21 protein-coding genes are annotated in these 24,254 nt (G+C 73.0%); 12 read left to right on the top strand and 9 right to left on the bottom strand.

Annotation, left to right across the window (positions count from 1 at the left end; translation table 11 throughout):
- The first annotated feature begins 219 nt into the window (after positions 1 to 219).
- The 6 genes from H7344_RS02675 to mnhG are packed head-to-tail and all read left to right on the top strand — an operon-like array spanning position 220 to position 6,604.
- Complete coding sequence (locus H7344_RS02675) at positions 220 to 3,108, top strand: Na+/H+ antiporter subunit A (protein ID WP_186344444.1); 2,889 nt, start codon at positions 220 to 222, stop codon at positions 3,106 to 3,108.
- On the top strand, positions 3,105 to 3,680 hold the full coding sequence (locus H7344_RS02670) for a Na(+)/H(+) antiporter subunit C (RefSeq protein WP_186344443.1): 576 nt from the start codon (positions 3,105 to 3,107) through the stop codon (positions 3,678 to 3,680). The genes H7344_RS02675 and H7344_RS02670 overlap by 4 nt, the downstream gene beginning before the upstream one ends.
- On the top strand, positions 3,677 to 5,380 hold the full coding sequence (locus H7344_RS02665) for a Na+/H+ antiporter subunit D (protein ID WP_186344442.1): 1,704 nt from the start codon (positions 3,677 to 3,679) through the stop codon (positions 5,378 to 5,380). The genes H7344_RS02670 and H7344_RS02665 overlap by 4 nt, the downstream gene beginning before the upstream one ends.
- Complete coding sequence (locus tag H7344_RS02660; RefSeq protein ID WP_186344441.1) at positions 5,377 to 5,937, top strand: Na+/H+ antiporter subunit E; 561 nt, start codon at positions 5,377 to 5,379, stop codon at positions 5,935 to 5,937. The genes H7344_RS02665 and H7344_RS02660 overlap by 4 nt, the downstream gene beginning before the upstream one ends.
- Positions 5,934 to 6,239, top strand: coding sequence for a monovalent cation/H+ antiporter complex subunit F (locus tag H7344_RS02655; RefSeq protein WP_186344440.1), 306 nt, complete (start codon positions 5,934 to 5,936; stop codon positions 6,237 to 6,239). Before H7344_RS02660 ends, H7344_RS02655 begins: the two co-directional genes overlap by 4 nt.
- Entirely contained in the window at positions 6,239 to 6,604 is a 366-nt protein-coding gene (gene mnhG / locus H7344_RS02650; protein ID WP_186344439.1) for a monovalent cation/H(+) antiporter subunit G, read from the top strand. The genes H7344_RS02655 and mnhG overlap by 1 nt, the downstream gene beginning before the upstream one ends.
- A 33-nt stretch (positions 6,605 to 6,637) precedes the next feature.
- Here mnhG and ppsA read toward each other — a convergent pair whose 3' ends face one another.
- From ppsA to H7344_RS02630, 4 genes are all read right to left on the bottom strand, one after another.
- Positions 6,638 to 9,067, bottom strand: coding sequence for a phosphoenolpyruvate synthase (ppsA, locus tag H7344_RS02645; protein ID WP_186344438.1), 2,430 nt, complete (start codon positions 9,065 to 9,067; stop codon positions 6,638 to 6,640).
- The gene (locus tag H7344_RS02640; RefSeq protein WP_186344437.1) at positions 9,064 to 9,942 is read right to left on the bottom strand and encodes a pyruvate, water dikinase regulatory protein; all 879 of its coding nucleotides are present in this window, start codon (positions 9,940 to 9,942) and stop codon (positions 9,064 to 9,066) included. The genes ppsA and H7344_RS02640 overlap by 4 nt, the downstream gene beginning before the upstream one ends.
- Positions 9,943 to 10,208: 266 nt before the next feature.
- Positions 10,209 to 10,616: an ATP-binding protein gene (locus H7344_RS02635; RefSeq protein ID WP_186344436.1), complete on the bottom strand. Its 408-nt coding sequence runs from the start codon at positions 10,614 to 10,616 to the stop codon at positions 10,209 to 10,211.
- A gap of 483 nt (positions 10,617 to 11,099) precedes the next feature.
- Positions 11,100 to 11,993, bottom strand: a complete 894-nt coding sequence (locus tag H7344_RS02630; protein ID WP_186344435.1) for a hypothetical protein — start codon at positions 11,991 to 11,993, stop codon at positions 11,100 to 11,102.
- A gap of 120 nt (positions 11,994 to 12,113) precedes the next feature.
- Here H7344_RS02630 and H7344_RS21030 point away from each other — a divergent pair, with 120 nt between their 5' ends.
- The 3 genes from H7344_RS21030 to H7344_RS02615 all read left to right on the top strand — a co-directional run bounded on the left by H7344_RS21030 (position 12,114) and on the right by H7344_RS02615 (position 15,217).
- The gene (locus tag H7344_RS21030) at positions 12,114 to 12,665 is read left to right on the top strand and encodes a type 1 glutamine amidotransferase domain-containing protein (RefSeq protein ID WP_186344434.1); all 552 of its coding nucleotides are present in this window, start codon (positions 12,114 to 12,116) and stop codon (positions 12,663 to 12,665) included.
- Positions 12,666 to 12,727: 62 nt separating this feature from the next.
- Positions 12,728 to 13,315: a LysR substrate-binding domain-containing protein gene (locus H7344_RS02620; RefSeq protein ID WP_186344433.1), complete on the top strand. Its 588-nt coding sequence runs from the start codon at positions 12,728 to 12,730 to the stop codon at positions 13,313 to 13,315.
- 90 nt (positions 13,316 to 13,405) lie between these two features.
- Positions 13,406 to 15,217 carry a BCCT family transporter gene (locus tag H7344_RS02615; protein WP_186344432.1) on the top strand — a complete coding sequence of 604 codons (1,812 nt, stop codon included), beginning with the start codon at positions 13,406 to 13,408 and terminating at the stop codon, positions 15,215 to 15,217.
- Between the two features lie 7 nt (positions 15,218 to 15,224).
- Here H7344_RS02615 and H7344_RS02610 read toward each other — a convergent pair whose 3' ends face one another.
- Entirely contained in the window at positions 15,225 to 16,661 is a 1,437-nt protein-coding gene (locus H7344_RS02610) for a GuaB1 family IMP dehydrogenase-related protein (protein ID WP_186344431.1), read from the bottom strand.
- Positions 16,662 to 16,728: 67 nt separating this feature from the next.
- Here H7344_RS02610 and galK point away from each other — a divergent pair, with 67 nt between their 5' ends.
- Entirely contained in the window at positions 16,729 to 17,895 is a 1,167-nt protein-coding gene (gene galK, locus H7344_RS02605) for a galactokinase (protein WP_186344430.1), read from the top strand.
- Between the two features lie 16 nt (positions 17,896 to 17,911).
- On the opposite strand, the gene H7344_RS02600 is transcribed toward galK, so the two are convergent.
- The gene (locus tag H7344_RS02600) at positions 17,912 to 19,282 is read right to left on the bottom strand and encodes a DUF2252 domain-containing protein (RefSeq protein ID WP_229706781.1); all 1,371 of its coding nucleotides are present in this window, start codon (positions 19,280 to 19,282) and stop codon (positions 17,912 to 17,914) included.
- Complete coding sequence (locus tag H7344_RS02595) at positions 19,279 to 19,950, bottom strand: hypothetical protein (RefSeq protein ID WP_186344429.1); 672 nt, start codon at positions 19,948 to 19,950, stop codon at positions 19,279 to 19,281. The genes H7344_RS02600 and H7344_RS02595 overlap by 4 nt, the downstream gene beginning before the upstream one ends.
- Before the next feature lie 95 nt (positions 19,951 to 20,045).
- Between H7344_RS02595 and H7344_RS02590 the strand changes: the two genes are divergently transcribed.
- Both H7344_RS02590 and H7344_RS02585 read left to right on the top strand, forming a co-directional pair.
- On the top strand, positions 20,046 to 20,333 hold the full coding sequence (locus H7344_RS02590; RefSeq protein ID WP_186344428.1) for a YiaA/YiaB family inner membrane protein: 288 nt from the start codon (positions 20,046 to 20,048) through the stop codon (positions 20,331 to 20,333).
- A gap of 147 nt (positions 20,334 to 20,480) precedes the next feature.
- Entirely contained in the window at positions 20,481 to 21,494 is a 1,014-nt protein-coding gene (locus H7344_RS02585) for a hypothetical protein (RefSeq protein ID WP_186344427.1), read from the top strand.
- A gap of 95 nt (positions 21,495 to 21,589) precedes the next feature.
- On the opposite strand, the gene H7344_RS02580 is transcribed toward H7344_RS02585, so the two are convergent.
- Positions 21,590 to 22,813 carry an acyl-CoA dehydrogenase family protein gene (locus H7344_RS02580; RefSeq protein WP_186344426.1) on the bottom strand — a complete coding sequence of 408 codons (1,224 nt, stop codon included), beginning with the start codon at positions 22,811 to 22,813 and terminating at the stop codon, positions 21,590 to 21,592.
- Positions 22,813 to 24,177, bottom strand: coding sequence for an acyl-CoA dehydrogenase family protein (locus H7344_RS02575; RefSeq protein ID WP_186344425.1), 1,365 nt, complete (start codon positions 24,175 to 24,177; stop codon positions 22,813 to 22,815). Before H7344_RS02575 ends, H7344_RS02580 begins: the two co-directional genes overlap by 1 nt.
- Positions 24,178 to 24,254 lie beyond the last annotated feature (77 nt).

The raw sequence follows: 24,254 nt of genomic DNA, 5'->3' as shown, positions 1-24,254 counted from the left end.
GCGTCCTCCCGGGCACCCGCGCAACCGGCTCGCCCCCCGGGCGCGCCAGCCCTCTCGTCGACGTCCCGGAACAACGCGGCGACCGGATGGGTTGCACCACCCATCTTCGGTCCGCAGGGATCGCGTCGGTCGGGAGCACGGCGCGTGCGGCCGTAGCCTTGAGGGCACTGGCCCCAGGGCCCACGTCGCCGTCGGACCCATCCGGGAGGACCCCCACTCGTGCTGCTGCTGATCGTCGCACTGCTCGCGGCGGCAGCACTGTCCCCGTGGGTGCTGCTGCGCGGCGGGCCCCGCGCCTTCCTCGCGCTCGCCCTGGTCCCCCTCGTTGGCACCGGATACGTCGCGCTGCAGGCCCCCGACGTCCTCGACGGCGGGATGCTGGTCGAGGTCCACCCCTGGGTCGGCGCGATCGGGATGGACCTCGCGTTCGCGATGGGCACCCTGCAGTGGCTCATGGCGCTGGTCGTGCTCGGCATCGGCGCGCTCGTCCTCGCGTACTGCGCGTGGTACTTCGACGCGGGCGCCACCGGCGTCCCGCGCTTCGGCGGCGTGCTGGTGGCCTTCATCGGCGCGATGCTCGGCCTGGTCCTGGCCGACAACCTCCTGGTGCTCTACGTCTTCTGGGAGCTCACCACGGTCTTCTCGTTCCTGCTGATCGGGCACGACTCCGACCGACGCAGCAGCCGCCGCGCCGCGATCCAGGCGTTGGTCGTCACGACCTTCGGCGGGCTGGTGCTGCTCGTCGGCGCGATCGTGCTGGGCAACCAGGCCGGGACGTTCCGGATCAGCGAGATCCTCGCCGACCCGCCGAGCGGCACCGCCGTCACGGTCGCGGTGCACCTGCTGCTCATCGGCGCGGTGAGCAAGTCCGCGCTGCTCCCCTTCCACTTCTGGCTCCCCGCCGCGATGGCCGCTCCGACACCGGTGAGCGCCTACCTCCACGCCGCGTCGATGGTGAAGGCCGGCGTCTACCTCGTCGCGCTCCTCGCCCCCGCCTTCGCCGACGTGGCCGGCTGGCGCGCGGTCCTGCTGACCCTCGGCGTCGCGACGATGGTGCTCGGCGGCGTCCGTGCGCTGCGGCAGCACGACCTCAAGCTGTTGCTGGCCTACGGCACGGTCAGCCAGCTGGGCTTCCTCGTCCTGGTGCTCGGCACCGGCACCCGCAGCGCGGTCCTGGCGGGCCTCGCGCTGCTCCTGGCCCACGCGCTGTTCAAGGCCACGCTGTTCCTCACCGTCGGCGTCATCGACCACAGCACCGGCACCCGCGACCTGCGGCGCCTCAGCGGGCTCGCCCGGCGGATGCCGGCCCTGGCGGTCGCCGCGACGCTCGCCGCCGCGTCGATGGCCGGCCTCCCCCCACTGATCGGGTACGTCGCCAAAGAGAGCGTCCTCGTCGCGCTCGTCGACGTGGCCAAGGAGGGCGACGGCACCGGCATGGGCCAGCTGAGCGGCTGGCTCCTCGTGGCCGGCGCGGTCCTCGGCTCGGTGCTCACGGCGGCGTACTCCGCCCGCTTCGTCTGGGGCGCGTTCGGCAACCACCTCGACGCCGACGGCGGCGACCCGGTCGAGGTGCGCCGCCCGGCGGCGGCGTTCGTCGCGGCCCCGGTCACCCTGGGCGCGTTGTCGCTGGTCCTTGGGGGCCTGGGCGGCCCGCTCACCCACGCGCTGGCGGGCCACGCGGAGCTGCTGCCGGCCGGCGTGCACGAGCCGGAGCTGACCCTGTGGCACGGCGTGGGGCTGCCCCTGCTGCTGACCGCGGTCTCCCTCGGTGTCGGCGCCCTGCTGTTCGTCGCCCGCGACCCGGTCGCGCGCCTGCAGGCCCGGTTCGTGCACGACTGGAGCCTCGAGCACACCTACCGCAGCGGCATGCGGCTGCTCGACCGGAGCGCCGTCGAGCTGACCGGCGTCGTGCAGCGCGGCTCGGCGGCGGCGTACCTCGCCATCATCCTGCTCGTCGTCGTCATCGTGCCGGGCTCCGCGATGGTCCGCGGCCTCGACGACGTGCGCGTCCGCGCCTGGGACACCCCGGTCCAGGCCGTCATCGGCGTCGTGGTGGTGATCGCGGCGATCATGACCGCCCGGTCCCGCCGACGGATCCGCGCGGTGCTGCTGGTCGGGGTGACCGGCTACGGGACGGCGCTGATCTTCGTCGTGCACGGTGCGCCCGACCTCGCGCTGACCCAGGCCCTGGTGGAGACCCTGACCGTGGTGGTCTTCGTGCTGGCGCTGCGCCGGCTGCCGGAGTACTTCACCGACCGTCCGCTCAGCCGGCAGCGCTACGTCCGGGCGGCCATCGGGCTCGCCGTCGGCGTGGCGAGCGCGGGCTTCCTGCTGGTGGCCGCGACGGCCCGCACCGCGGAACCGATCTCGGCGGGGCTGCCGCAGGAGGCGGTCGACTTCGGCGGCGGCAAGAACATCGTCAACGTGATCCTGGTCGACACCCGCGCCTGGGACACCCTCGGCGAGATCAGCGTGCTGATCGCTGCCGCGACGGGCGTCGCGAGCCTGGTCTTCATCAACACGCGCGGCACCGAGATCCGCCGCGTGCACGAGATCCCCTACCCGACCTCGGTGAAGAAGGTCCCGACCGCTCCGGGCCGGCGCGCCTGGCTGCCCGGGTCGCGGACGCTGCCGCCGGAGAAGCGCTCGATCATCTTCGAGGTGATGACCCGGCTGGTCTTCCACACCCTCGTCGTCATCTCGATCTACCTGCTGCTCGCCGGGCACAACGCGCCGGGCGGCGGCTTCGCGGCCGGCATGACCACCGGGCTCGCGCTGGTGGTGCGCTACCTCGCCGGCGGGCGCTACGAGCTGAACGAGGCCGCGCCGGTCGACGCCGGCCGCCTCATCGGGTCGGGCCTGACGATCGCCGCCCTGGCCGCAGTGATCCCGATGGCGTTCGGCGGCGAGGTGCTGCAGTCGGCCGTCTTCGACGTGCCGCTCGGCCCGCTCGGCAAGCTGCACCTGGTGACCTCGGTCGGCTTCGACATCGGCGTCTACCTCGTGGTGGTCGGCCTGGTCCTCGACCTGCTGCGGGCGCTCGGCTCGCACATCGACCGCGACATCCAACGCGCGCTGCGCGAGGCCGAGGAAGCGAGCACTGCGTGACCGACGTCAACCTGACCCTGGTGATCGTCTCCGCCGCGCTGCTGGGCAGCGGGGTCTACCTGGTGCTCGAGCGCAGCCTGTCCCGCGTGCTGGTCGGCCTGGTGATGATCGGCAACGGCGTCAGCATCGGGTTCCTCGTCGCCGGCGGCCGGGCCGGCCGCGCGCCGATCGTCGGCGAGGACGGCGACAGCGCCGGGATCGCGGACCCGCTGCCCCAGGCGATGGTGCTGACCGCGATCGTCATCACGCTGGCCACGACGGCGTTCGTGCTCGCGATGGCCTACCGCAGCTGGCAGCTCTACGGCCACGACGACGTGCAGGACGACGTCGAGGACGCCACCGTGCGCCGGCTGGCCACCATCGACGTCACCTCCGAGGCGTACGCCGCCACGACCTCCGACTTCCCCGGTGACGACTCCAGCGGCGACCCCGGCCAGGGCCCTGACGACGACCCCCGCGGCAATCAGGCGCACGGCAAGGACCCGCTCGGCAGGGACCCGCGCACGGGTGATCCCGCCGAGAGCGACCCGCTCCGGGCGGACGCCGCCGAGGCCCGGGGAGCCGACTCGTGAACACCCTCGTCCCCCTCCCCGTCCTGCTGCCGATCCTCGGCGCCGGCGCGACGCTGGCGCTGGGTCGCCACCCGCACATCCAGCGCTGGCTCAGCCTCACCGTCCTCGGCGGCGTCGCCGCGATCGCTGCCGTGCTGCTCGTCCAGGCCGACCGGCACGGCCCGCAGACGGTCTGGATCGGCGCCTGGCCCGAGCGGCTCGGCATCGTGCTGGTCGCCGACCGGCTCGCGGCGCTGATGCTGCTGGTCAGCGCGCTCGTGACGCTGGCGGTCCTGGCGTACTCCGTCGGGCAGGGCATGACCGAGGACGAGGAGGGCGCGCCGCTCTCGGTCTACCACCCGACGTTCCTCGTCCTCGTCGCCGGCGTGGCCAACGCGTTCCTCGCCGGCGACCTGTTCAACCTCTTCGTCAGCTTCGAGATGCTGCTGTTCGCCAGCTACGTGCTGCTGACCCTCGGCGGCACGGCCACCCGGATCCGCGCGGGGACGATCTACGTGCTGGTCAACCTGCTGTCCTCGACGCTGTTCCTCATCAGCCTGGCGGTCACCTACGCGGCGACGGGGACGTTGACGCTGGCCGACCTCGCCGCGCGCCTCGAGGAGCTGCCCGACCACGTCTCGTTGATGATCCAGCTGCTGCTGCTGACGACGTTCGCGATCAAGGCCGCGATCTTCCCGCTGTCGTTCTGGCTGCCCGACAGCTACCCCACCGCGCCCGCGCCGGTGACCGCGGTCTTCGCCGGCCTGCTCACCAAGGTCGGTGTCTACGCGATCCTGCGCATGCAGACGCTGCTCTTCCCGCACAGCCCACTGACCGACCTGCTGCTGTGGGCCGCGCTGCTGACGATGATCATCGGGATCCTGGGCGCCGTCGCGCAGTCCGACATCAAGCGCATGCTGTCCTTCACGCTGGTCAGCCACATCGGCTACCTAGTGCTCGGCATCGCGCTCGGGAGCCGCTCCGGCACCGCGGGCACCACGTTCTACGTCGTCCACCACATCACGATCCAGACCGCGCTGTTCCTGGTCCTGGGACTGGTCGAGCGCCGCGCCGGCAGCACCGCGCTGATGCGGATCGGCGGCCTGGCGCGGCTCGCGCCGCTGCTCGCGGTGCTGTTCTTCGTCCCGGCGATGAACCTCGCGGGCATCCCGCCGTTCTCCGGCTTCATCGGCAAGGTCGGGCTCTTCCAGGCCGCACAGGCCGACGGCCGCGCGCTGGCGTGGGCGCTGGTCGCGGGCGGGGCGCTCACCAGCCTGCTGACGCTGTACGCCGTGGCGAAGACCTGGGCGGTCGCCTTCTGGCGGACGCCGCTGGAGGCCCACGAGGCGCTCGAGGCGATCGGGGCCACCGACGACCCGGACGGCGAGCCGGTGCCGGGCCACGACACCCGGCCGGTGCACGAGCACCGAGGTCACGTCCACACCGCCGGCGGGGTCGTCTCCCGCGCCGACATCGAGGAGGCGCGACGCCTCGGCGACGACGACATGCCCGAGCGGGACTTCCACACCCTGATCGAGGCCGGCGAGGACAGCCGGCACTCCCCCCGCGGGATGCTCGGGCCAGCCGCCGCGCTGGTCACGATGAGCGTGATGCTCAGCGTCGTCGCCGGTCCGCTCTACGCGTTCTGCGACCGCGCCGCCGCCGACCTCCACGACCGCGGTCCGTACCTCTCCTCGGTCCTGACGGGTGAGGACCAGTGAGCCCGGTCCTGCGGACCCGCCGGGACGGGAGCACCCGGCCGGCGCGCTACCGGGCCGTCCAGCCGCTCGCGGTGCTGTGGCTGACGCTGGTGTGGCTGGCGATGTGGGGCGAGGTGTCGCCGCTGCTGGTGGTCGGCGGCGTGCTGGTCGCGGTGGCGGTGTGCGTGGCCTTCCCCCTGCCGCCGATCGACATCGCCTCCGGCCTGCGACCCCTCGCGCTGGCCCGGCTGGTCGCGCGGTTCCTGGTCGACCTGGTGCGGGCCAGCATCCAGGTCTCCGGGGTGGTGCTCCGTCGACGGCCGGTGCGCAACGCGGTGGTCGCCGTCGACCTCGAGAGCTCCTCGGACTTCGTGATGACCCTCGTCGCGGCGATGCTGTCGCTGATCCCGGGCTCGGTCGTCGTCGAGGCGCGGCGCTCGACCCACACGCTCTACCTGCACGTGCTCGACGTACCCGACGAGGAGAGCGCCGAGAGGTTCCGCCGCGACGCCCTCGACCTCGAGCAGCGCGTCCTGCGCGCCCTGCCGCCGCACGCCCCTGAGGAGGCCGGAGCATGAACGTCGTCCTGGTCGTGGCCGCCGGCATCCTGCTGGTCGCCGCGCTCCTGCTGGTCGTCCGGATGACCCTCGGGCCGACCATCCTCGACCGCAGCGTCGCCCTCGACGTGCTGGTCGCGGTGACCGTCTGCGCGATCGCCCTCTACAGCGCCCACACCGGGGCGACCTACGCCCTGCCCGTCGTGGTGGTGCTCGCCGGCTGCGGGTTCGTGAGCGCCGTCAGCGTGGCGCGGTACGCGAGCCGCAGCGACGACCTGCAGCCCGGCGCCGGCGACGACGACCGCTTCACGGGGCGGTCGTGATGAGCTGGACGACCCCGCTCGACGTCGCCGCCGCGGTCTGCATCCTGCTCGGCGCCGTGCTGACGCTGATCGCGGCCATCGGCCAGGTGCGCATGCCGGACCTGCTCAGCCGCATGCACGCCGCGACCAAGCCGCAGGTCCTCGGCACGGTCCTCATCGTGCTGGGCCTGTCCCTGCGGCTGCGCGACCCCGGCGTCGTCGGCCTGCTCCTGCTCGTCGTGCTGCTGCAGATGGCCACCAGCGTGGTGTCGAGCCACATGGTCGCCCGGGCGTCGTTCCGCGCCGGCCAGGTCCGCCACGACCTGCTGGTCGTCGACGAGCTCAGCGACGAGCAGCTGCACGAGGAGCCGCGCGGCGCCCCCTGACGCGGGTCAGAGGGCGCCGGTCAGGCCCGCTGGTCAGGCCCGGGACTTGGCCAGGTGCAGCCAGGTGTCGACGACGGTGTCCGGGTTGAGCGACATCGACTCGATGCCCTGGTCGAGCAGCCACTGCGCCAGGTCGGGGTGGTCCGAGGGACCCTGGCCGCAGATGCCGACGTACTTGCCCTGCGCCTTGCACGCCTTGATCGCCAGCTCGAGCATGTGCAGCACCGCTGGGTCGCGCTCGTCGAACGACTCCGCGACGAGGGCGGAGTCCCGGTCGAGGCCGAGCGTCAGCTGGGTCATGTCGTTGGAGCCGATCGAGAAGCCGTCGAAGTGCTCGAGGAACTGGTCGGCGATCACGGCGTTGGAGGGCACCTCGCACATCATCACGACCTGCAGGTCGTTCTTGCCGCGCTCCAGGCCGTGCCTGCCGAGCAGCTCGATGACGCCGGCAGCCTCCTTGGTCGTCCGGACGAACGGGATCATCACCTTGACGTTGGTCAGGCCCATCTCGTCGCGGACGTGCCGCAGCGCCTCGCACTCCATCGCGAAGCAGTCGGCGAAGTCCTTCGAGAGGTACCGCGACGCCCCGCGGTAGCCGATCATCGGGTTCTCCTCGTCCGGCTCGTACCGCTCGCCCCCGACGAGGTTGGCGTACTCGTTGGACTTGAAGTCGCTCATCCGCACGATGACCGGCTCGGGCGCGAACGCCGCCGCGATCGTGGCCACGCCCTCAGCGACCCGCTGGACGAAGAACTCGCGCGGGCCGGGGTACGCCGCCGTCAGCTCCTCCACCTCCTCGCGCAGGTCGGCCGGGAGCGAGTCGGGGTCGTTCGCCAGGTCCAGCAGAGCCTTCGGGTGGATGCCGATCTGCCGGTTGATGACGAACTCCAGCCGCGCCAGCCCCACGCCGGCGTGCGGCAGCCGGGAGAACGCGAACGCCTGCTCCGGCGTGCCGACGTTCATCATGATCTTGACCGGGATGTCGGGCATCGAGTCCAGCTCGGTGCGCTCGACGTCGAAGTCCAGCACTCCGTCGTAGACCAGTCCGGTGTCGCCCTCCGCGCACGAGACCGTGACCTCGCGCCCGTCGGTGAGGTCCTTCGTCGCGTTGCCGGTGCCGACGACGGCGGGGATGCCGAGCTCGCGGGCGATGATCGCGGCGTGGCAGGTGCGGCCACCGCGGTTGGTGACGATCGCCGAGGCGCGCTTCATGATCGGTTCCCAGTCGGGGTCGGTCATGTCGGCAACGAGCACCTCGCCGGCGTTGAACTCGTGCATGTCCTCGACCGAGGTCAGGACGCGTACGGCGCCGGCGCCGATCTTCTGCCCGATCGCCCGGCCCTCGATGAGGACGTCCGCGTCCCTGGTGACGGCCCGGTCGATCTTGAACCGCTCGAGCGCGCCGCTCCGCCGGGACTGCACGGTCTCCGGCCGCGCCTGGAGCACGTAGAGCAGCCCGTCGAGGCCGTCCTTGCCCCACTCGATGTCCATCGGGCGGCCGTAGTGCTCCTCGATGGTGAGCGCGTGCCGTGCGAGCTCCTCGACCTCGTCGTCGGTCAGGGACAGCAGGCGGCTGTCCGCCGGCGCGACGTCGACGAACTCCGTCGTGCGGCCCACGGTCGCGTCGTCGGTGTAGACCATCTTGGTCGCCTTGCTGCCGACGCCGCGCTTGAGCACCGCGGGGCGGCCGGCGCGCAGGGCGGGCTTGTAGACGTAGAACTCGTCGGGGTTCACGGCGCCCTGCACGACGCCCTCGCCCAGGCCGTAGGCGGAGGTCACGAAGACCGCGTCGGTGAAGCCGGACTCGGTGTCCATCGTGAACATCACCCCGGACGCCGCCAGGTCCGAGCGGACCATCCGCTGCACACCGGCCGACAGCGCGACGTCGGCGTGCGCGAAGCCGTGGTGCACGCGGTAGGCGATCGCCCGGTCGTTGTAGAGCGAGGCGAAGACCTCGCGGATCGCGGTCAGGACCGAGTCGATGCCGCGCACGTTGAGGAACGTCTCCTGCTGGCCGGCGAACGACGCGTCGGGCAGGTCCTCCGCGGTCGCCGAGGAGCGGACCGCGAACGACGGCTCCTCGCCGCTCTCCCCCGTCGACCGGCCGGCCGACTCCGCCGCGAGCCGCTCGTAGGCGGAGCGGATGTCGGCCTCGAGGTCCTCGGGGAACGGCTGGGCGACCACCGCCTCCCGGATCTCGCGGCCCACCTCCGCCAGACGGCGTACGTCGTCGGTGTCCAGGCCGTCGAGCAGCCCGGCGATCCGCTCGGCCAGCCCGGTCTCGCCGATGAAGCGGTGGAACGCCTCCGCGGTGGTCGCGAACCCGTCGGGCACCCGCACCCCGAGGTCGGAGAGCTGGGAGACCATCTCGCCCAGCGAGGCGTTCTTGCCGCCCACCTCCTCGAGGTCGCCGAGGCCTAGGTCGGAGAACCACCGGACGTTCGAGGTCGGCTGGCTGGTCATGGGCGTGTCCCTTCGGTGCTGGCGGCCTGCTGCCGACCGGCCCGCTTCCGGGCGGTCGTCTTGAGCGTCTGGAGGATCAGGGCGGAGATCTCCTCGACCGACTTGGCCGAGGAGTCGATGACCGGGAGCCGGTGGGCCGCGAGCAGCGCGTCGGCGCGGCGCAGCTCCCAGCGGCACTGCTCGGGCGAGGCGTAGCGCGAGCCCGGCCGGCGCTCGTTGCGCACCCGGCTCAGCCGTTCGACCGTCGTCGTGAGGCCGAAGCAGCGGTCGAGGTAGGGCCGCACGACCTCCGGCAGGTCCTCGGCCTCGAGGTCCTCGTCGACGAGCGGGTAGTTGGCGACGAAGAGCCCGTGCTGGAGCGCGAGGTACATGCTCGTCGGGGTCTTGCCGCACCGCGAGGGCGCCAGCAGGATCACGTCGGCCTTCTCCAGCGCCCGCAGGCTCTGCCCGTCGTCGTGCTCGATGGTGAACTCCACCGCCGCCATCCGGGTGTTGTACGCCTTGACGTCGTTGACGCCGTGCAGCCGCGCCGCCTGCCGCTGGCCGCGGCGGCCGAGGATCGTCTCGACGCGGTTCATGTGCAGGTCGAAGAAGTCGATGATCGGCGCGGTCGTGCGCGCCAGCTCCGCGCGCACCTCGTCGCTCGCGGCCGTCGTGAAGACCAGCGGCGGCACCGGACCCGCCGCCGCCTCATCGAGCAGCGCGACGACGCGCCGGGCGTCCTCGACGGTGTGGATGAACGGGATCAGCGTCCGCTCGAACTGCAGGTCCGGGAACTGCAGGAGCAGCGCGTTGCCCATCGTCTCGGCGCTGATGCCGGTGGAGTCGGACAGGAAGAAGACGGGTACGACGCCGTGCTCGCTGCTCGCGTCCATCTCCGCCTTCGTCCGCCTCGGTCCCGGTGCCTGCACCGTAGTGCGTCCCGTACCCCGCTCGGCGGCCGTCCCAGGCCGGGCCGCGAGATTTCGCGCCCACGCGTGCATGGTCCGCATCACACCGGGGAACAACTCCGGTGACGGCCGGGGCCTCCCCCCAGTGCTCCGGCTGTCCGCGGGCCGCGACCTCCGGGTCGCGGCCCGTCCTGCGTCGTGGGCCCGCTCGTGCCCGAGGTCGCTCTTGCTGTCGCTGTCGTCGTCGCTGGTCAGGCGTAGGCCAGCTCGGCCGTCACCCGCGTGCCGTGGGACCGCTCGAAGTGCCAGCTCTCGCAGACGTGGTCGACGATCGCGAGCCCGCGTCCGCTGAGCGCGTGGTCGTTGAGCTGGACGGCTTGGAGCTCGTCGACGGCGCCGCCGTCCACGACGCTCAGCCACAGGAGGTCGGGTCGCACGCACCAGGAGACCGCGATCGTCCGGTCCGCGTTCGGCCGGCCGTGGACCAGCCCGTTGGTGAGCAGCTCGCTCACCACCAGGCCGGCGTCGTCGACGACCGTGTCCCGGATGCCTGATCGTCGGAGGTCCTCGGCGAGGAGGTGCCGGGCACGCCGCACGCTCGATGGCTCGTAGGGCAGGTGCACCGTCACGCAGGCCTCGTCGTCGTGCTGGCGCCCCATGCGTCGCTCCTCGCGCTGCTGTCGGTGTCCACCGGTCCCGTAGCCCCCTCCTCCGGGTCCGAAACGGGGGTCTCGCCGATCGGCGGCGGGCTATGCGCCGTTACCGATCTGTGTGTCCGGCGTTGATCACCCGAACCGATCCGAACTCGTGCGCATGACCGGCCGCCCGGCCGTTTCCCGCTCCGGACGTGGTTCCCGGACCCGCGTGAGCCCTCGGATCCGGCGCGGCCGAACCTTTCAGAATCCCGCCTGACCTGCCAGGACGCCATCCGGTCTGCTCACCCCGCACGGACTCCTGGACCGGACGACGTGTCCGGTCATCTGAGCACCACCAGCGTCCGGCGCCGACGGCACGTACCGGAGCTCGCAGGAGATCACGATCGAGCACTGACCGGCCGCTCCAGGACCTCTGTCACCGCGCTCGGGCGCGGGCAGGGTTTCGCCCGCCGAACTACTGGTAGATGTCACTCCCCCAGCCCCTGCTCAGGCGGCGGACGGCCCCGGTCGGCGCACTTCGACCAGTACTTCGGCGAGTGCCACCGCTCGTTCGAGCACGCGGCGGACCTCCATGGGGTGGAACATCACGTCCTCCCACGTGAAGCGGAGGACGATCCAGCCGCCGACCACCATCCGGTTGTAGCGTCGCGCGTCCGAGGCGAGGGCCGATCGGCTGCCGTGCCATGCGAACGAGTCGGCCTCGCAGACGATCCGCAGGCGAGGGTCCACCAGGTCGGCGCGGGCGCGGAAGTCACCGTCGCCGATCGTCACCTGCGGTCGGACGGACAGTCCGGGCACGTCCAGGCAGATGGCGCGCAGCACGGACTCGAACGGGTTGGCGGCGAGACCGGTCGCGACGGCCGCCACCCGGCGCACCTGTGGCGAGCCGGGCCCGCGGACCGTCTCCGCGACCCGCCGCAGCAGCTGGGCGCATCCCGTCTCCCGCAGCGCGGAGTCCGCGACGCAGAGCGCCTCGTCGAACGGCAGGGACCGCAGGCAGTCGCGCAGCGTCGTCTCCTCCGACGTCGCGGCACCGCTCGTCTCGTGGGCCTGCAGCTCCGCGTAGTGCACGTGGGCCAGCCGGCCTCGACGGCCCACCTTGCGCCCGCGGCCCACCATGACGTGCGGGCGGTCCGGCACGACCTTGACCCCCCAGCCGTGGTGCAGCGCCGCGCTGGTGTGGGAGAGGACGCCGCCGAGCTGGGCGGCCACCCGGGTGGCGTCGTCGACCGTCGGCAGGACGTACAGGCCACGACCGGCGCGGCCGACCGTGCCAGCGGAGACGGCGGCGTCCAGCTCAGCGCGGTCCACCACCCCGAGCAGGACCGACCGCCGGGCGACACCGCCCAGGTCGGCGAGCAGGTCCACGACGTCCGGCACACCGGCAGCCTTCCCGCCGACGGCCGGTCCCGCGAGCGCCTCTCCACAGGGGTGGTTGACCGCTCCGGTCCGTGGTCACCGGAGCGGGGCAGGAAGACGTGCACCAGAGAGGGAGTTCCCGTGGCAGAGCAGTCCGTGTCCGGCAAGACGATCGCGTTCCTCGTGTCGACCGAGGGCATCGAGCAGGCGGAGCTGACCGGCCCGTGGGAGGCGGTCAAGGAGGCGGGCGGCACGCCGGTCCTCCTCAGCACCGAGTCCGGGGAGGTGCAGGCGTTCAACCACCTCGACAAGGCCGACACGTTCGGCGTGGACAAGGTGGTCGACGACGTGAGCGTCGACGACTTCGACGGGCTCGTGCTGCCGGGCGGGGCGCCCAACGGCGACCTGCTGCGGACGTTCGAGTCGGCGGTGACGTTCGTGCGCGGGTTCGTGGAGTCCGGCAAGCCGACCGCGGTGATCTGCCACGCGCCGTGGGTGCTGGTGGAGGCCGACGTGGTCCGTGGCAAGCAGGTCACCTCGTGGCCGAGCCTGCAGACCGACCTGCGCAACGCCGGGGCCGAGTGGGTCGACCAGGAGGTCGTCGTCGACGGCAACCTGGTGACCAGCCGGCAGCCCGACGACATCCCGGCGTTCAACCGTGAGTTCCTCGCGCTGGTGGCCCAGGCGGCGTGACCGCGCGCCGGCGGGGTGCCGCGCCGCACGAGCAGCGCGAGGCGAGCCCTAGGGTCGAGCCCGTGAGCACCCCGCCGTTCCGCGTCGGCTTCGTGACCGGGGCGACGCCCGACAAGTGGGCCCGCCACTGGCGCCAGCGGCGCACCCGCGAGCCCCTCGAGCTGGTCCCCGTGACCGAGGAGGACCAGGAGCGCGTCCTGCGCGAGCGCGAGGTCGACATGTGCCTCGTGCGGCTGCCCGTCGACCGGGAGGGCCTCCACCTCATCCCGTTGTACGACGAGCTCCCGGTCGCCGTCGTCGGCGACGAGCACCTGCTGACCCTGGCCGAGGAGGTCACGACCGCCGACCTGGCCGAGGAGCAGCTGGTGCTCCCCCACCGATCGGGCTGGCGCCCCGACGTACCCCAGCTGGACTGGCCGCCGATGAGCGTCAAGGACGCCGTCGAGGTGGTCGCCAGCGGCACCGGCGTCGCGATCGTGCCGATGGCGATCGCCCGGCTGCACAACCGCAAGGACGTGGAGCACCGGGTCGTCACCGACCTGGAGCCGACGACCGTCGGCCTGGCCTGGCTGGTCGAGCGCGACGACGAGCAGTGCCAGGCGTTCGTGGGGATCGTCCGGGGGCGATCGGTCCGCAGCTCGCGCGGCTGACCCACCCTGCTCACCCGTCCCGGGCGGAGTGGGCCACGCCACCCCGCCGGACGGTGTGCGGTCCGGGTGGGACGGGTACGTGGACAGATCGTGACGACACAGCAGGAGCACCCCCAGCCACGCGACGACCGCCCGACGGCCCGCAAGGTCGTCGATGCCGTCGTCCAACCGCCCGTGGACGTCGTCCACCCGGCGCTGGACGCCGTGCCCGAGGAGCAGCGCGTCGAGCGCGGCCTGGACCGCGTCGTCTTCGGCGTCACGGCGGTCATCGCCGTCGCGTTCCTGGTGTGGGGCTTCGTCAGCACCGAGTCCCTCGCCTCCGCCTCCGGCAGCGCGCTGGACTGGGTGATGAACTCGACCGGCTGGCTGTTCGTGCTGACCGCGAGCGGGTTCGTCGTCTTCGTGCTGTGGCTGGCGCTGGGCAAGTTCGGCCGGATCCCCCTCGGGCGGGACGACGAGGAGCCCGAGTTCAGCACCGTCTCCTGGGTGGCCATGATGTTCAGCGCCGGCATGGGCATCGGCCTGATGTTCTACGGCGTCAGTGAGCCGGTGACGTTCTTCACCGAGCCGCCCCCGGGCACCGGCGAGGCCGGCACGCCGCGGGCCGCCGAGACCGCGATGGCGACGACTCTCTTCCACTGGACGCTCCACCCGTGGGCGATCTACGCGGTCGTCGGCCTCACCATCGCCTACGGCGTCTACCGCAAGGGCCGCGCCCAGCTGGTCTCCGCCGCGTTCGAGCCGCTGCTCGGCCGCCACGCCCACGGCGCGGGCGGCAAGGTCATCGACATGTTCGCGATCTTCGCGACGCTCTTCGGCTCCGCGGCCTCGCTCGGCCTGGGTGCGCTCCAGATCCGCAGCGGCCTCCAGATCGTCGGCGGGCTCGGCGAGGTCGGCAACGGCGTGCTCGTCGCGATCATCGCGGTCCTGACCGGGGCGTTCGTGCTCTCGGCGGTGTCGGGCGTCGCGCGCGGCATCCAGTACCTCTCGAACATCAACATGGTGCTCGCGGTGCTCCTCGCGCTGTTCCTCTTCGTCGTCGGGCCGACCGTGTTCATCCTCAACCTGCTGCCCAGCTCGATCGGCACCTACCTCGGCGACCTGCCGACGATGGCGGCCCGGACCGGCGCCGAGGGTCCGGAGACCGCGGAGTGGCTCCAGAGCTGGACGATCTTCTACTGGGCCTGGTGGCTCTCGTGGACGCCGTTCGTCGGCATGTTCATCGCCCGGATCTCGCGCGGTCGCACCATCCGCCAGTTCGTGACCGGCGTCCTGCTCGTGCCGAGCCTGATCAGCCTGGTCTGGTTCGCGATCTTCGGCGGCACCGCGATCGACCTGCAGTCCGACGGCGTCGACATCGCCGGCGCCGAGGGGCTGGAGTCGCAGCTGTTCGCCACGCTCGAGCAGTTCCCCTGGGCGACGGTCACCGGCATCCTGGTCATGGTCCTGGTCGGCATCTTCTTCGTCTCCGGCGCCGACGCCGCCTCGATCGTCATGGGCACCCTGTCCGAGCGCGGGACGACCGAGCCGCGCAAGCCGACGGTCGTCTTCTGGGGCGTCGCCACCGGCGCGGTGGCGGCCGTGATGCTGCTCGTCGGCGGCGCGGAGGCGCTGTCAGGGCTGCAGACGATCACGATCGTCGCGGCGCTGCCCTTCGTGCTGGTGATGATCGGCCTGGCCGTCTCCCTGGTGAAGGACCTGCGCCAGGACCCGCTCGTCGTGCGTCGTCAGTACGCCGTGGAGGCGGTCGAGCAGGCCGTCGTCGCCGGCGTCACCGAGCACGGCGACGACTTCGCCCTCTCGTTCGAGGCGGCGCCGGTCACCGAGGACCCCGCCGAGGCGGGGACCGACCCGGAGACCGAGCCCGAGGCCGGGCCGAGGACCGGGCGCGCCGCCGACTGAGCCCGGCTCACCAGGAGGTGGCGAGCGGTCGCCCCTCCTGGTAGCCCGCCGCGGACTGCACGCCGACGACCGCGCGCTGGTGCAGCTCGGCGAGGTCGCGCGCCCCGGCGTACGTGCAGGCCGAGCGGACGCCGGAGCAGATCTGGTCGATGAGGTCCTCCACGCCGGGGCGGGCGGGGTCGAGGTACATCCGCGAGGAGGAGATCCCCTCCTCGTAGAGGCCCTTGCGCGCCCGGTCGTACGCCGACTCCGCCGACGTGCGGTTGGCGACGGCGCGGGCGGACGCCATCCCGAAGGACACCTTGTAGGCGCGACCGCTCGGGTCCTCGACCAGGTCCCCCGGCGACTCGTGGGTGCCGGCGAACCACGAGCCGATCATCACGCTCGCGGCGCCGGCGGCCAGCGCCAGGGCCACGTCGCGGGGGTGCCGCACTCCCCCGTCGGCCCACACGTGCCCGCCGAGGTCGCGGGCGGCCGCGGCGCACTCGAGCACGGCGGAGAACTGCGGCCGGCCGACGCCGGTCATCATCCGCGTCGTGCACATCGCGCCGGGGCCGACGCCGACCTTGACGACGTCCGCGCCGGCCTCGAGCAGCGCCCGGGTGCCGTCGGCGTCCACGACGTTGCCCGCGACGACCGGCACGGACGGGTCGAGCGCGCGGACCGAGCGGAGCGCCTCCAGCATCCGGTCCTGGTGGCCGTGCGCGGTGTCGACGACGAGGCAGTCGACGCCGGCCTCGAGCAGCCGGCGCGCCTTGTCCGCGACGTCGCCGTTGACGCCGACCGCGGCCGCGATCCGCAGGCCGCCGCGGGCGTCCACGGCCGGCGTGTAGAGCGTGGCCCGGAGCGCGCCGGTGCGGGTGAGCACCCCGACCAGCGCGCCGTCGTCGTCCACCGCGACCGCGAGCGGCTCGCGCGCCTTGTCGAGCGCGTCGAAGGCGGTGCGCGGATCCGTGCCGTCCGCGATCGTGACGAAGTCGCGCCGCATCACCTGCTGCACCTGCGCGAACCGGTCCACGTCCGCGCAGTCGCCCTCGGAGACCACGCCGACCGGCCGGCCGGCGTCGACGACGACCGCCGCGTGGTGGGCGCGCTTGGGGATGAGCGAGAGCGCCTCGGCCACGGTCTGGTGCGGGGTGAGCTCGATCGGGGTGTCGAAGACCAGGTGGCGCGACTTCACCCACGCGACGACGTCGGCGACGACGGGCACCGGGATGTCCTGCGGGACCACCACGAGGCCGCCGCGGCGCGCCACGGTCTCCGCCATCCGCTTGCCGGCGATCGCGGTCATGTTCGCGACCACGAGCGGCAGCGTGGCGCCGGTCCCGTCGCTGGTGGACAGGTCGACGTCGTACCGGCTGGCCACCGCGGAGTGCCGCGGGACCATGAACACGTCGTCGTAGGTCAGGTCGTGCGCGGGTCGCGCGTCGTGGAGGAATCGCACGTATCCCGACAGTACGCGGTGCCACGCCGCCGACCGGACTTCTGGCCCGACTTCCTAGGGTGGGCGCGTGGACCTCCTCGAGCCCGGCAACCCGGACCAGATCGCCGCCGACCTCCGCGCCGCCTTCGAGCAGCGGTACGGCGCCCCCGCCGCCGTCGTGGGCCGGGCGCCGGGCCGGGTCAACCTGATCGGTGAGCACACCGACTACAACCGCGGCCTGGTCCTCCCGCTGGCGCTGCCGCACGCGACGTACGCCGCCGCGGCGCCGCGCACCAACGGCCGGGTGCGGGTGGCCAGCCTCCAGTCCGACGCCACCTGGGAGGGCACGCCGGTGGACGCCGGGCCGGGCGGCCCGCAGGGCTGGACGGCGTACGCCGCGGGCGTGCTGTGGGCGCTCGGCGAGGCCGGCGTGGACGTGCCCGGGGTCGACCTGCTGGTCGACGGACGCGTGCCGCTGGGGGCCGGTCTGTCCAGCTCGGCCGCGCTGGAGTGCTCGGTGGCCGTCGCGGTCCTGGCGCTGGCCGGGCGCGACCTCGACGCCGACGCCCGTCAGCTCGTGGTCGACGCGTGCATCCGGGCGGAGACCGAGGTCGCCGGGGCGCCCACGGGCGGCATGGACCAGACGGTGTCGGTCCTCGCCGAGGCCGGCACAGCGCTGCTGGTCGACTTCGACAGCGACGAGACCCGCCCGGTCGCGCTGGACCTCGACGGGCTGACGCTGCTCGTGACCGACACCCGGGTCTCCCACGAGCTCGTCGACGGCGGGTACGCCGCCCGGCGCGCCGACTGCGAGGCGGCCGCGGCTGAGCTCGGCGTGCCGTCGCTGCGGCAGGCCGACCTGGGGGAAGTCGACCGGATCCCCGACCAGCGGGTGCGCGCCCGCGCGCGGCACGTCGTGACCGAGATCGACCGGGTCCGGCCCGTGGCCGAGGCGCTGGCCGCCGGCGACCGCGACACCGTCGAGCGGCTGTTCGCGCTCTCGCACGCGTCGATGCGCGACGACTTCGAGATCTCCTGCGACGAGCTCGACGCGGCCGTGGCGGTCGCCGTCGAGGCCGGCGCGGTCGGGGCGCGGATGACCGGCGGCGGCTTCGGCGGCTCGTCGGTCGCGCTGGTGCCGGACGAGCGGGTCGAGGCGGTGATGCGGGCGATCGACACCGAGTTCGCGCTCCGCGGCTTCGCGGCCCCGGCCCACCTGCGGGCCGAGCCCTCCGCCGGCGCCGGCCTGGTCTGAGGCCAGACGGTCGGCGTCAGGTCGAGGAGACGCCGATCCGCCCCTCGCGGAACGCGCTGACGAAGAGCGCGTGGTCGGCGCGCACCCGGTCGGCGTACCGCAGCCCGACGTCGGCGACCCAGGTGCGCAGCTCGTCGCGCCGTCCCTCGACCGAAGCCGCGACCGCGTCCTCGACCTGGAAGTCGACGAGGTCCTGCTCGCTGTCCTCGTCCGAGGCGCAGTGGATCTTCGCCGTCGCGCGGCCCAGCAGGCCGACGACCTCGGCGACCTGGTCGGGCTCGGTCAGCCCGGTCCAGTCGAGGTCGACCTCGTAGGGCGATAGCTCCGAGACGACGTACCCGACGCCGTCGAGCTCGGTCCAGCCGAGCAGCGGGTCCGTGTGCACCTGCAGCGCCCGCTGGCTCACCACCGTGCGGTGGCCCTCGTGCCGGAAGTACCCCTCGACGGTCCCCGCGTCGACGAAGCGGCTGATCGCCGGGACGTTCGCCTGCTTCATCGACAGCACGACGTCGTTGTCGAGCGCCTCGCTGTGGCCCTCGATGAGCACGTTGTACGCCGGCAGCCCGGCCGAGCCGATGCCGAAGCCGGACTTCCCCACGACGTCGCGGAGCCGGTAGAAGAGCGCCCGGTCCGAGCGCTTGTCCTCCGGGATCGTCCCCAGGTAGCTCTCGTACGCGGCCTCCACCTTCGCGCGCTCCTCGTCCGGCAGGCGTCGGACGGAGACGTCGTCGCGGAAGAGCCGCACCCCGTCGACGCGCACGGTGGCGGCGTCGAGCAGGTCCGCCCGGCTGCGTTGCCGGGCACGCACCAGCGCCTGGTGGATCGGCCCCTCGGTGTTGTCCAGGTGCAGGGCGAACTCGGCCGCGTCATCGGCCGCGTCGTCGGCCGCGCGGCGGTAGTCGTCGACCTGGTCGAGGTAGCCGTCGACGTAGGTCCCGACGAGGTCGCGCACGTCGGGCTCGGGCAGCGCCTTCTGCCAGCCCACCAGGGCAAGCGACGCGGCGAAGCGCAGCACGTCCCAGGTCCAGCGGCCGAGGTAGGCCTCGTCGAAGTCGTTGACGTCGAACACGAGCCGGCCGTCGTCGCTGAGGTAGGTCCCGAAGTTCTCGACGTGCAGGTCGCCGTGGACCCAGATCCGCCCCGAGCGCTCGTCGACCCAGCCGTCGTCGACGGCACCGTCGGCGCCGCGGGCCGTGACGTCGGCGTAGAACAGGCTGGCGCTGCCGCGGTAGAACGCGTGCGGGTCGCGGGCCATCGAGCGGTACTTGCCGCGGAACGCCACGGGGTCGGCCGCCATCAGCGGCGCGAACGCGTCCGCGAAGGTGCTGATGATCAGCTCGGTGCGCGCGTCGTCGTCCACGTTGCCCGTCGGCCAGGTGCCCGTCACGACCCGGCCCCCCTCGGCGGGTGCGGCGGGGGCGGTGGGATGCGTGGAGCGGAGGTACGCCGCGGCGCGGGCGGGCGCAGCCCGTGCTGGGCCAGCTCCAGGCGCGCGAGCCGCTCGACGACGGCCGCGTCACCGCGGCGCCACGCGCCGACCGGGTCGTCGGTGACTCGCCCCAGCACGGAGAGCGGCTGGTGCGCCATCGCCCGCAGCGCGAACAGCTCGAGGTCGGCCGGCCCGTCGACGTACCGCTGCGCGGCGGTGGCCTCGCGGACGAACCTCACCCGGCCCGGGACGTACCGCGTGGCGACCACCAGGATCGGGATCGCCGCGATCGAGAGCCCCAGCCAGAAGGCGAGCCGCTCGACCGCCCGCACCGTCGACTCCCCCGCGTCGGCCAGCGCCCGTGAGGCGTCGGAGGCCTGCTCGAACGGCGACGCGATCCCGCCCCCGACGAGCGGCACGTCCTCCAGGTAGCGGCCGGCGTCGCCCATCGACTCCGAAAGGCTCGTGGCGGACGCCGCCGTGCGCTCGCCCGGGCCGGCGAGCTCCATCGTCCCGTCGTGGACGGTGTTGCCGACCCAGATCCACAGCACGACCCAGCCGACGAGCAGCGCGTCGAGCGCGAGCTGGGTCGCGAAGCGGGGCGTGGCGTCCGCGTAGAGCTTCATGGGGGCTCGGTGACCGCGGCCGAGCACTGGTACTCAGGTGCGGACGGGTGCGCGCACGGATCCCGCCGCGCCGGGCCGTGGCGAGGCTGAGGGCCATGAGCACTCCGACCTCCGTCCGCAACACGACCGCCTTCTACGCCCAGGCCGGCATCTCCTTCGCCGTCGCGCTCTCCGCGATGCTCTTCGCCGTCCTCTACGTCCCCGTCGACCCGTGGGTGCGCGCGTTCTTCGCCGTCACCACGCTCTACCTGACGACCTCCGCCTTCACGCTCGCGAAGGTCATCCGCGACGCCCAGGAGACCCAGGCCGTCTCCGCCCGCCTCGACCAGGCCCGCGTCGACAAGATCCTCGCCGAGCACGACCCCTTCCGCGCCGTCTCCTGACGCGTCCGGGGCGGTCCGCCGCATGGCGAAGGTCACCGCGACGCGGTGTTCTGCTCAGGTTCGTCCGGGGTACGGGACCGAGAACCGCGCGTCGTACGCGCCTGTTTCACTCCTCGGAGACCTCGACCCACCGGAAGGACCGACACCGTGGCCCGCAAGAGCCCCCTCGGCAAGATCAAGGACGCCGCCCTCGACACCATCAAGGACCCGATCGGCTCGGGTTCCAAGGCGGTCGGCCAGGCCGTCGGCCAGGCGAAGGGCACCGTCGAGCTCGGCAGGGCGGTCGCCGGCCAGGTCACCGGCCAGGCGATCTCCCGCGCGACCGGCACCGTCGGCGCCGTGACCTCGCTGGTGCCGGGCCTGAAGAAGCACGGCACGCCCGCTGCGCCGACCGAGGACCCGATCGCCCGCAAGACCGCCGAGCCGCCGGCCGGCACCGAGACCCCCGCACCGGCTGAGAAGGCCGACACGACCGCGACGAAGGTCGCCGCACCCAGCCGCCCGCAGGGCGACCCGGTGAAGCCCGCCGCCAAGAAGGCCCCGGCCAAGAAGACGCCCGCGGCGAAGAAGGCCCCGGCCAAGAAGGCCGCGAGCGAGCCGGTGAAGGCGCCCGTCGAGGATGTCGCCACCGCCGCCGTCAAGGAGGCCGCGACCCAGGCGACGCCGGGCAAGGGCTCGCTGAGCGAGGCGACCACCCGCAAGGGCACCGCCAAGACCGCGAAGAAGGCCGCCAGGACGACCGAGCCCGACAACGCGATCGACGCCGCCGCCGACGTGGACGACGTCGACGTGACCCCGGCCGACATCGCCGCCGCCGTCGCCAAGAAGGCCCCGGCCAAGAAGGGCACCGCGAAGAAGGCTCCTGCTGCGAAGGCCCCCGCTGCGAAGAAGGCCCCGGCGAAGAAGACCCCCGCCGCCAAGCGCACCTCCTCCGGCGACGTCCCGCTCTCCGCCGCCGAGCTCGCCGGCGGCGCCGGCACCGAGGCGATCACCCCGGCCGGCACCCGTGGCGCCGGCGTCCCGTCCAACCCGGACACCGGCGAGACCGGGTTCGGCACCTCCTCCGCCGGCGACACCCCGCTGATCGACCCCGGCACGGCGAGCGCGGTCGCCAGCGAGGCCGAGACCCTCGGCCGCGCGAGCGACACCGACAAGGGCTGACGCCCCGGCGTACGCCGCCACCAGCACGTCGAACGGCCCCCGCGGAGCGATCCACGGGGGCCGTTCTCGTCTGTGGGCCGGTTGCGTCCCGACCGCTACTTCAGCTCGGCGCTGGAGAGGCCGAGGACGCGACGGGCGACGATCAGCTGCTGGATCTGCTGGGTGCCCTCGAAGATGTCGAGGATCTTGGAGTCGCGGGCCCACTTCTCCAGCAGCTCGGCCTCGCTGTAGCCGACCGAGCCGCACAGCTCGACGCACGACAGCGTGATGTCGGAGCCGACGCGGCCGGCCTTCGCCTTGGCCATCGAGGCCTCGAGCGAGTTCGGCCGGCGGTTGTCGGCCATCCAGGCGGCCTGGAGCATCAGCAGGTGCGCCGCCTCCCAGTCCGCCTCCATCTGCAGCAGCTTGGCGGCCGCGGCGTGCTGGAGGTGCGCCGGTCGGTCGTGGTCGACCGTGACGCCGGCGTCGGCCAGCAGTGACCGGGTCAGGTCGAGGGCGGCGCGCGCGCAGCCGACGGCCATCGCGGCCACCAGCGGCCGGGTGTTGTCGAAGGTCGCCATCGCGCCGGCGAAGCCCTGCTTGGTGTCGATCTCCGGGGAGCCGAGCAGGTTCTCCTTCGGCACCCGGCAGTTCTCGAAGATGATCGTCGCGGTGTCGGAGGCCTTGATGCCGAGCTTGTGCTCGAGCCGGTCCACCCGCATGCCGGGGGTGCCCTTCGGCACGACGAACGACTTGATCGCGGCCCGGCCCAGCGAGCGGTCGAGCGTCGCCCAGACGACGATGTGGTCGGCGCGGTCGCCGGCGGTGACGTAGATCTTCTCGCCGTTGAGGACGTACTCGTCGCCGTCCAGCACCGCGGTCGTCGTGATGTTGGCCGAGTCCGAGCCGGTGCCGGGCTCGGTGATGGCCATGCCGGCCCAGACGCCCGCGAACCGCTCGGCCTGCTCGTCGTTGGCCACCGAGGCGATCGCGGAGTTGCCGAGCCCCTGGCGCGGCATGGACAGGAGCAGGCCGACGTCGCCCCAGCACATCTCGGCGATCGACATGACCGAGGCGAGGTTCGCACCGTTCTTCACGCCGCCGTCGTCCTTCTTCGCACCGTCCTCGCCGCGGCGTACGCCGGCGGCCCCCGCGCCCTCGTTCGCGCCGGACTCCGAGAGCCCGTCGATCATCGCGGCGAGCATGTCGAGCTCCTTGGGGTACTCGTGCTCGGCTCTGTCGTACTTGCGGGAGATCGGGCGCAGCATGTTCATCGCGACCTGGTGCGCCTGCGAGACCAGCGGCCGGAACTTCTTCGGGTCCTCCAACGAGATGGCCATCAGACCAGCACGCTCCCTTCCATCACGCCGACGGCCCGCAGGTCGCGGTACCACCGCTCCACCGGGTGCTCCTTGACGAAGCCGTGGCCACCGAGCACCTGGACGCCGTCGAGGCCGATCTGCATGCCCTTGGCGGCGCACAGGTTGCGCGCCAGCCCGACCTCGCGGCCGAACTCCTTGCCGGCCGCGGCGCGCGCGGCCGCCTTGTAGGTCAGCAGCCGCATAGCCTGCAGCTCGATCGCGATGTTCGCGACCATGAACGCCACCGACTGCCGGTGGGCGATCGGCTCACCGAACGCCTCGCGCTCCTTGACGTAGGGCGTCACGTAGTCGAGCACCGCCTGTCCGGTGCCGACCGCCAGCGCGCACCAGGCGAGGCGGGAGAGCCGCACGCACTCGGTGTACGTCGTCCCGTCGGTCGCGCCGAGGACGGCCTCGGCCGGCACGGTGACGTCGGTGAGCTCCAGCCGGGTCAGGCCGGCGGCCCGCACGCCCATGCCGGGGTCGCCCTCGACCGTGAGGCCGGCCGTGGACGACTCGACGAGGAACAGCACCGGGGTGCCGTCGAGGGAGGCGCCGACGACGAACAGCTCGGCCTCCGCGCCGAGCGGCACGAGCGACTTGGTGCCGTTGAGCACGTAGGAGTCGCCACGCCGGACCGCGGTGGTCGACGGGACGAGCACGTCGAAGAGGACGGTCGGCTCGTTGAGGGCGAGCGCCGCGGCGGGAACGTCCTCGCCGGCGAAGGCGGGCAGGTAGGTCCGCTGCTGCTCGTCGGTGCCCCACAGGCCGAGGGCGGTGGCGACCGACCCGGGGGCGAGCGTCGCGACGGCGAGGCCCATGTCCCCCTTCGCGAGCGCCTCGGCCACGAGCGTGCCGGCCATCGCCGAGCGCTCCTCGGAGATGCCGCCGAGCGACTCGGGCACGCCGAGCAGCGGCAGCCCGACCTCCTGGGCGGCCGAGCGCACCGAGTCGGGCACCGTGCAGCACTCGTCGGCCTCGGCCGCGGCGGGCCGCACGACCTCCTCGGCGAGCTCGGTCACGACGTCGACGAGCATCTGCTCGTCCTCGGTCGGGGTCAGGTCGAAGACGCCGGTGCGCGGGGCGGACGGCACCCGGACACCGGGCTTGCCGCGCTGGCCGGCGCGCTGGAACGACCGGCCGGCCGCGGTCGCCGTCCGGAACCCGGTGCGCGTGACGGTGAAGACGGTCTGCTCGGCGGTGCGGCGCAGGCCGAGCCGGTCGATGAGGTCGCTCTGGGCCACGCGGTTCAGGGCCGCCACGGCGTACCCGATCGGGTCGCGCGACTCCTGCGTGGCGAGCCCGTGCCTGCCGCCGGGCCCCAGCTTCTGGATCAAGGACATGGCGCCAATGTAACTACGAGTTACACCACCGGCTACACCCCACGCCGTGGGCCGGGTCACAGACCGCCGGACAGCGG

The sequence above is a fragment of the Nocardioides deserti genome (genome assembly GCF_014266025.1).
Lineage (GTDB): Bacteria > Actinomycetota > Actinomycetes > Propionibacteriales > Nocardioidaceae > Nocardioides > Nocardioides deserti.
The sequence above is the reverse complement of the archived record's forward strand: the minus strand, read 5'-3'. Positions and strand labels throughout refer to the sequence as shown.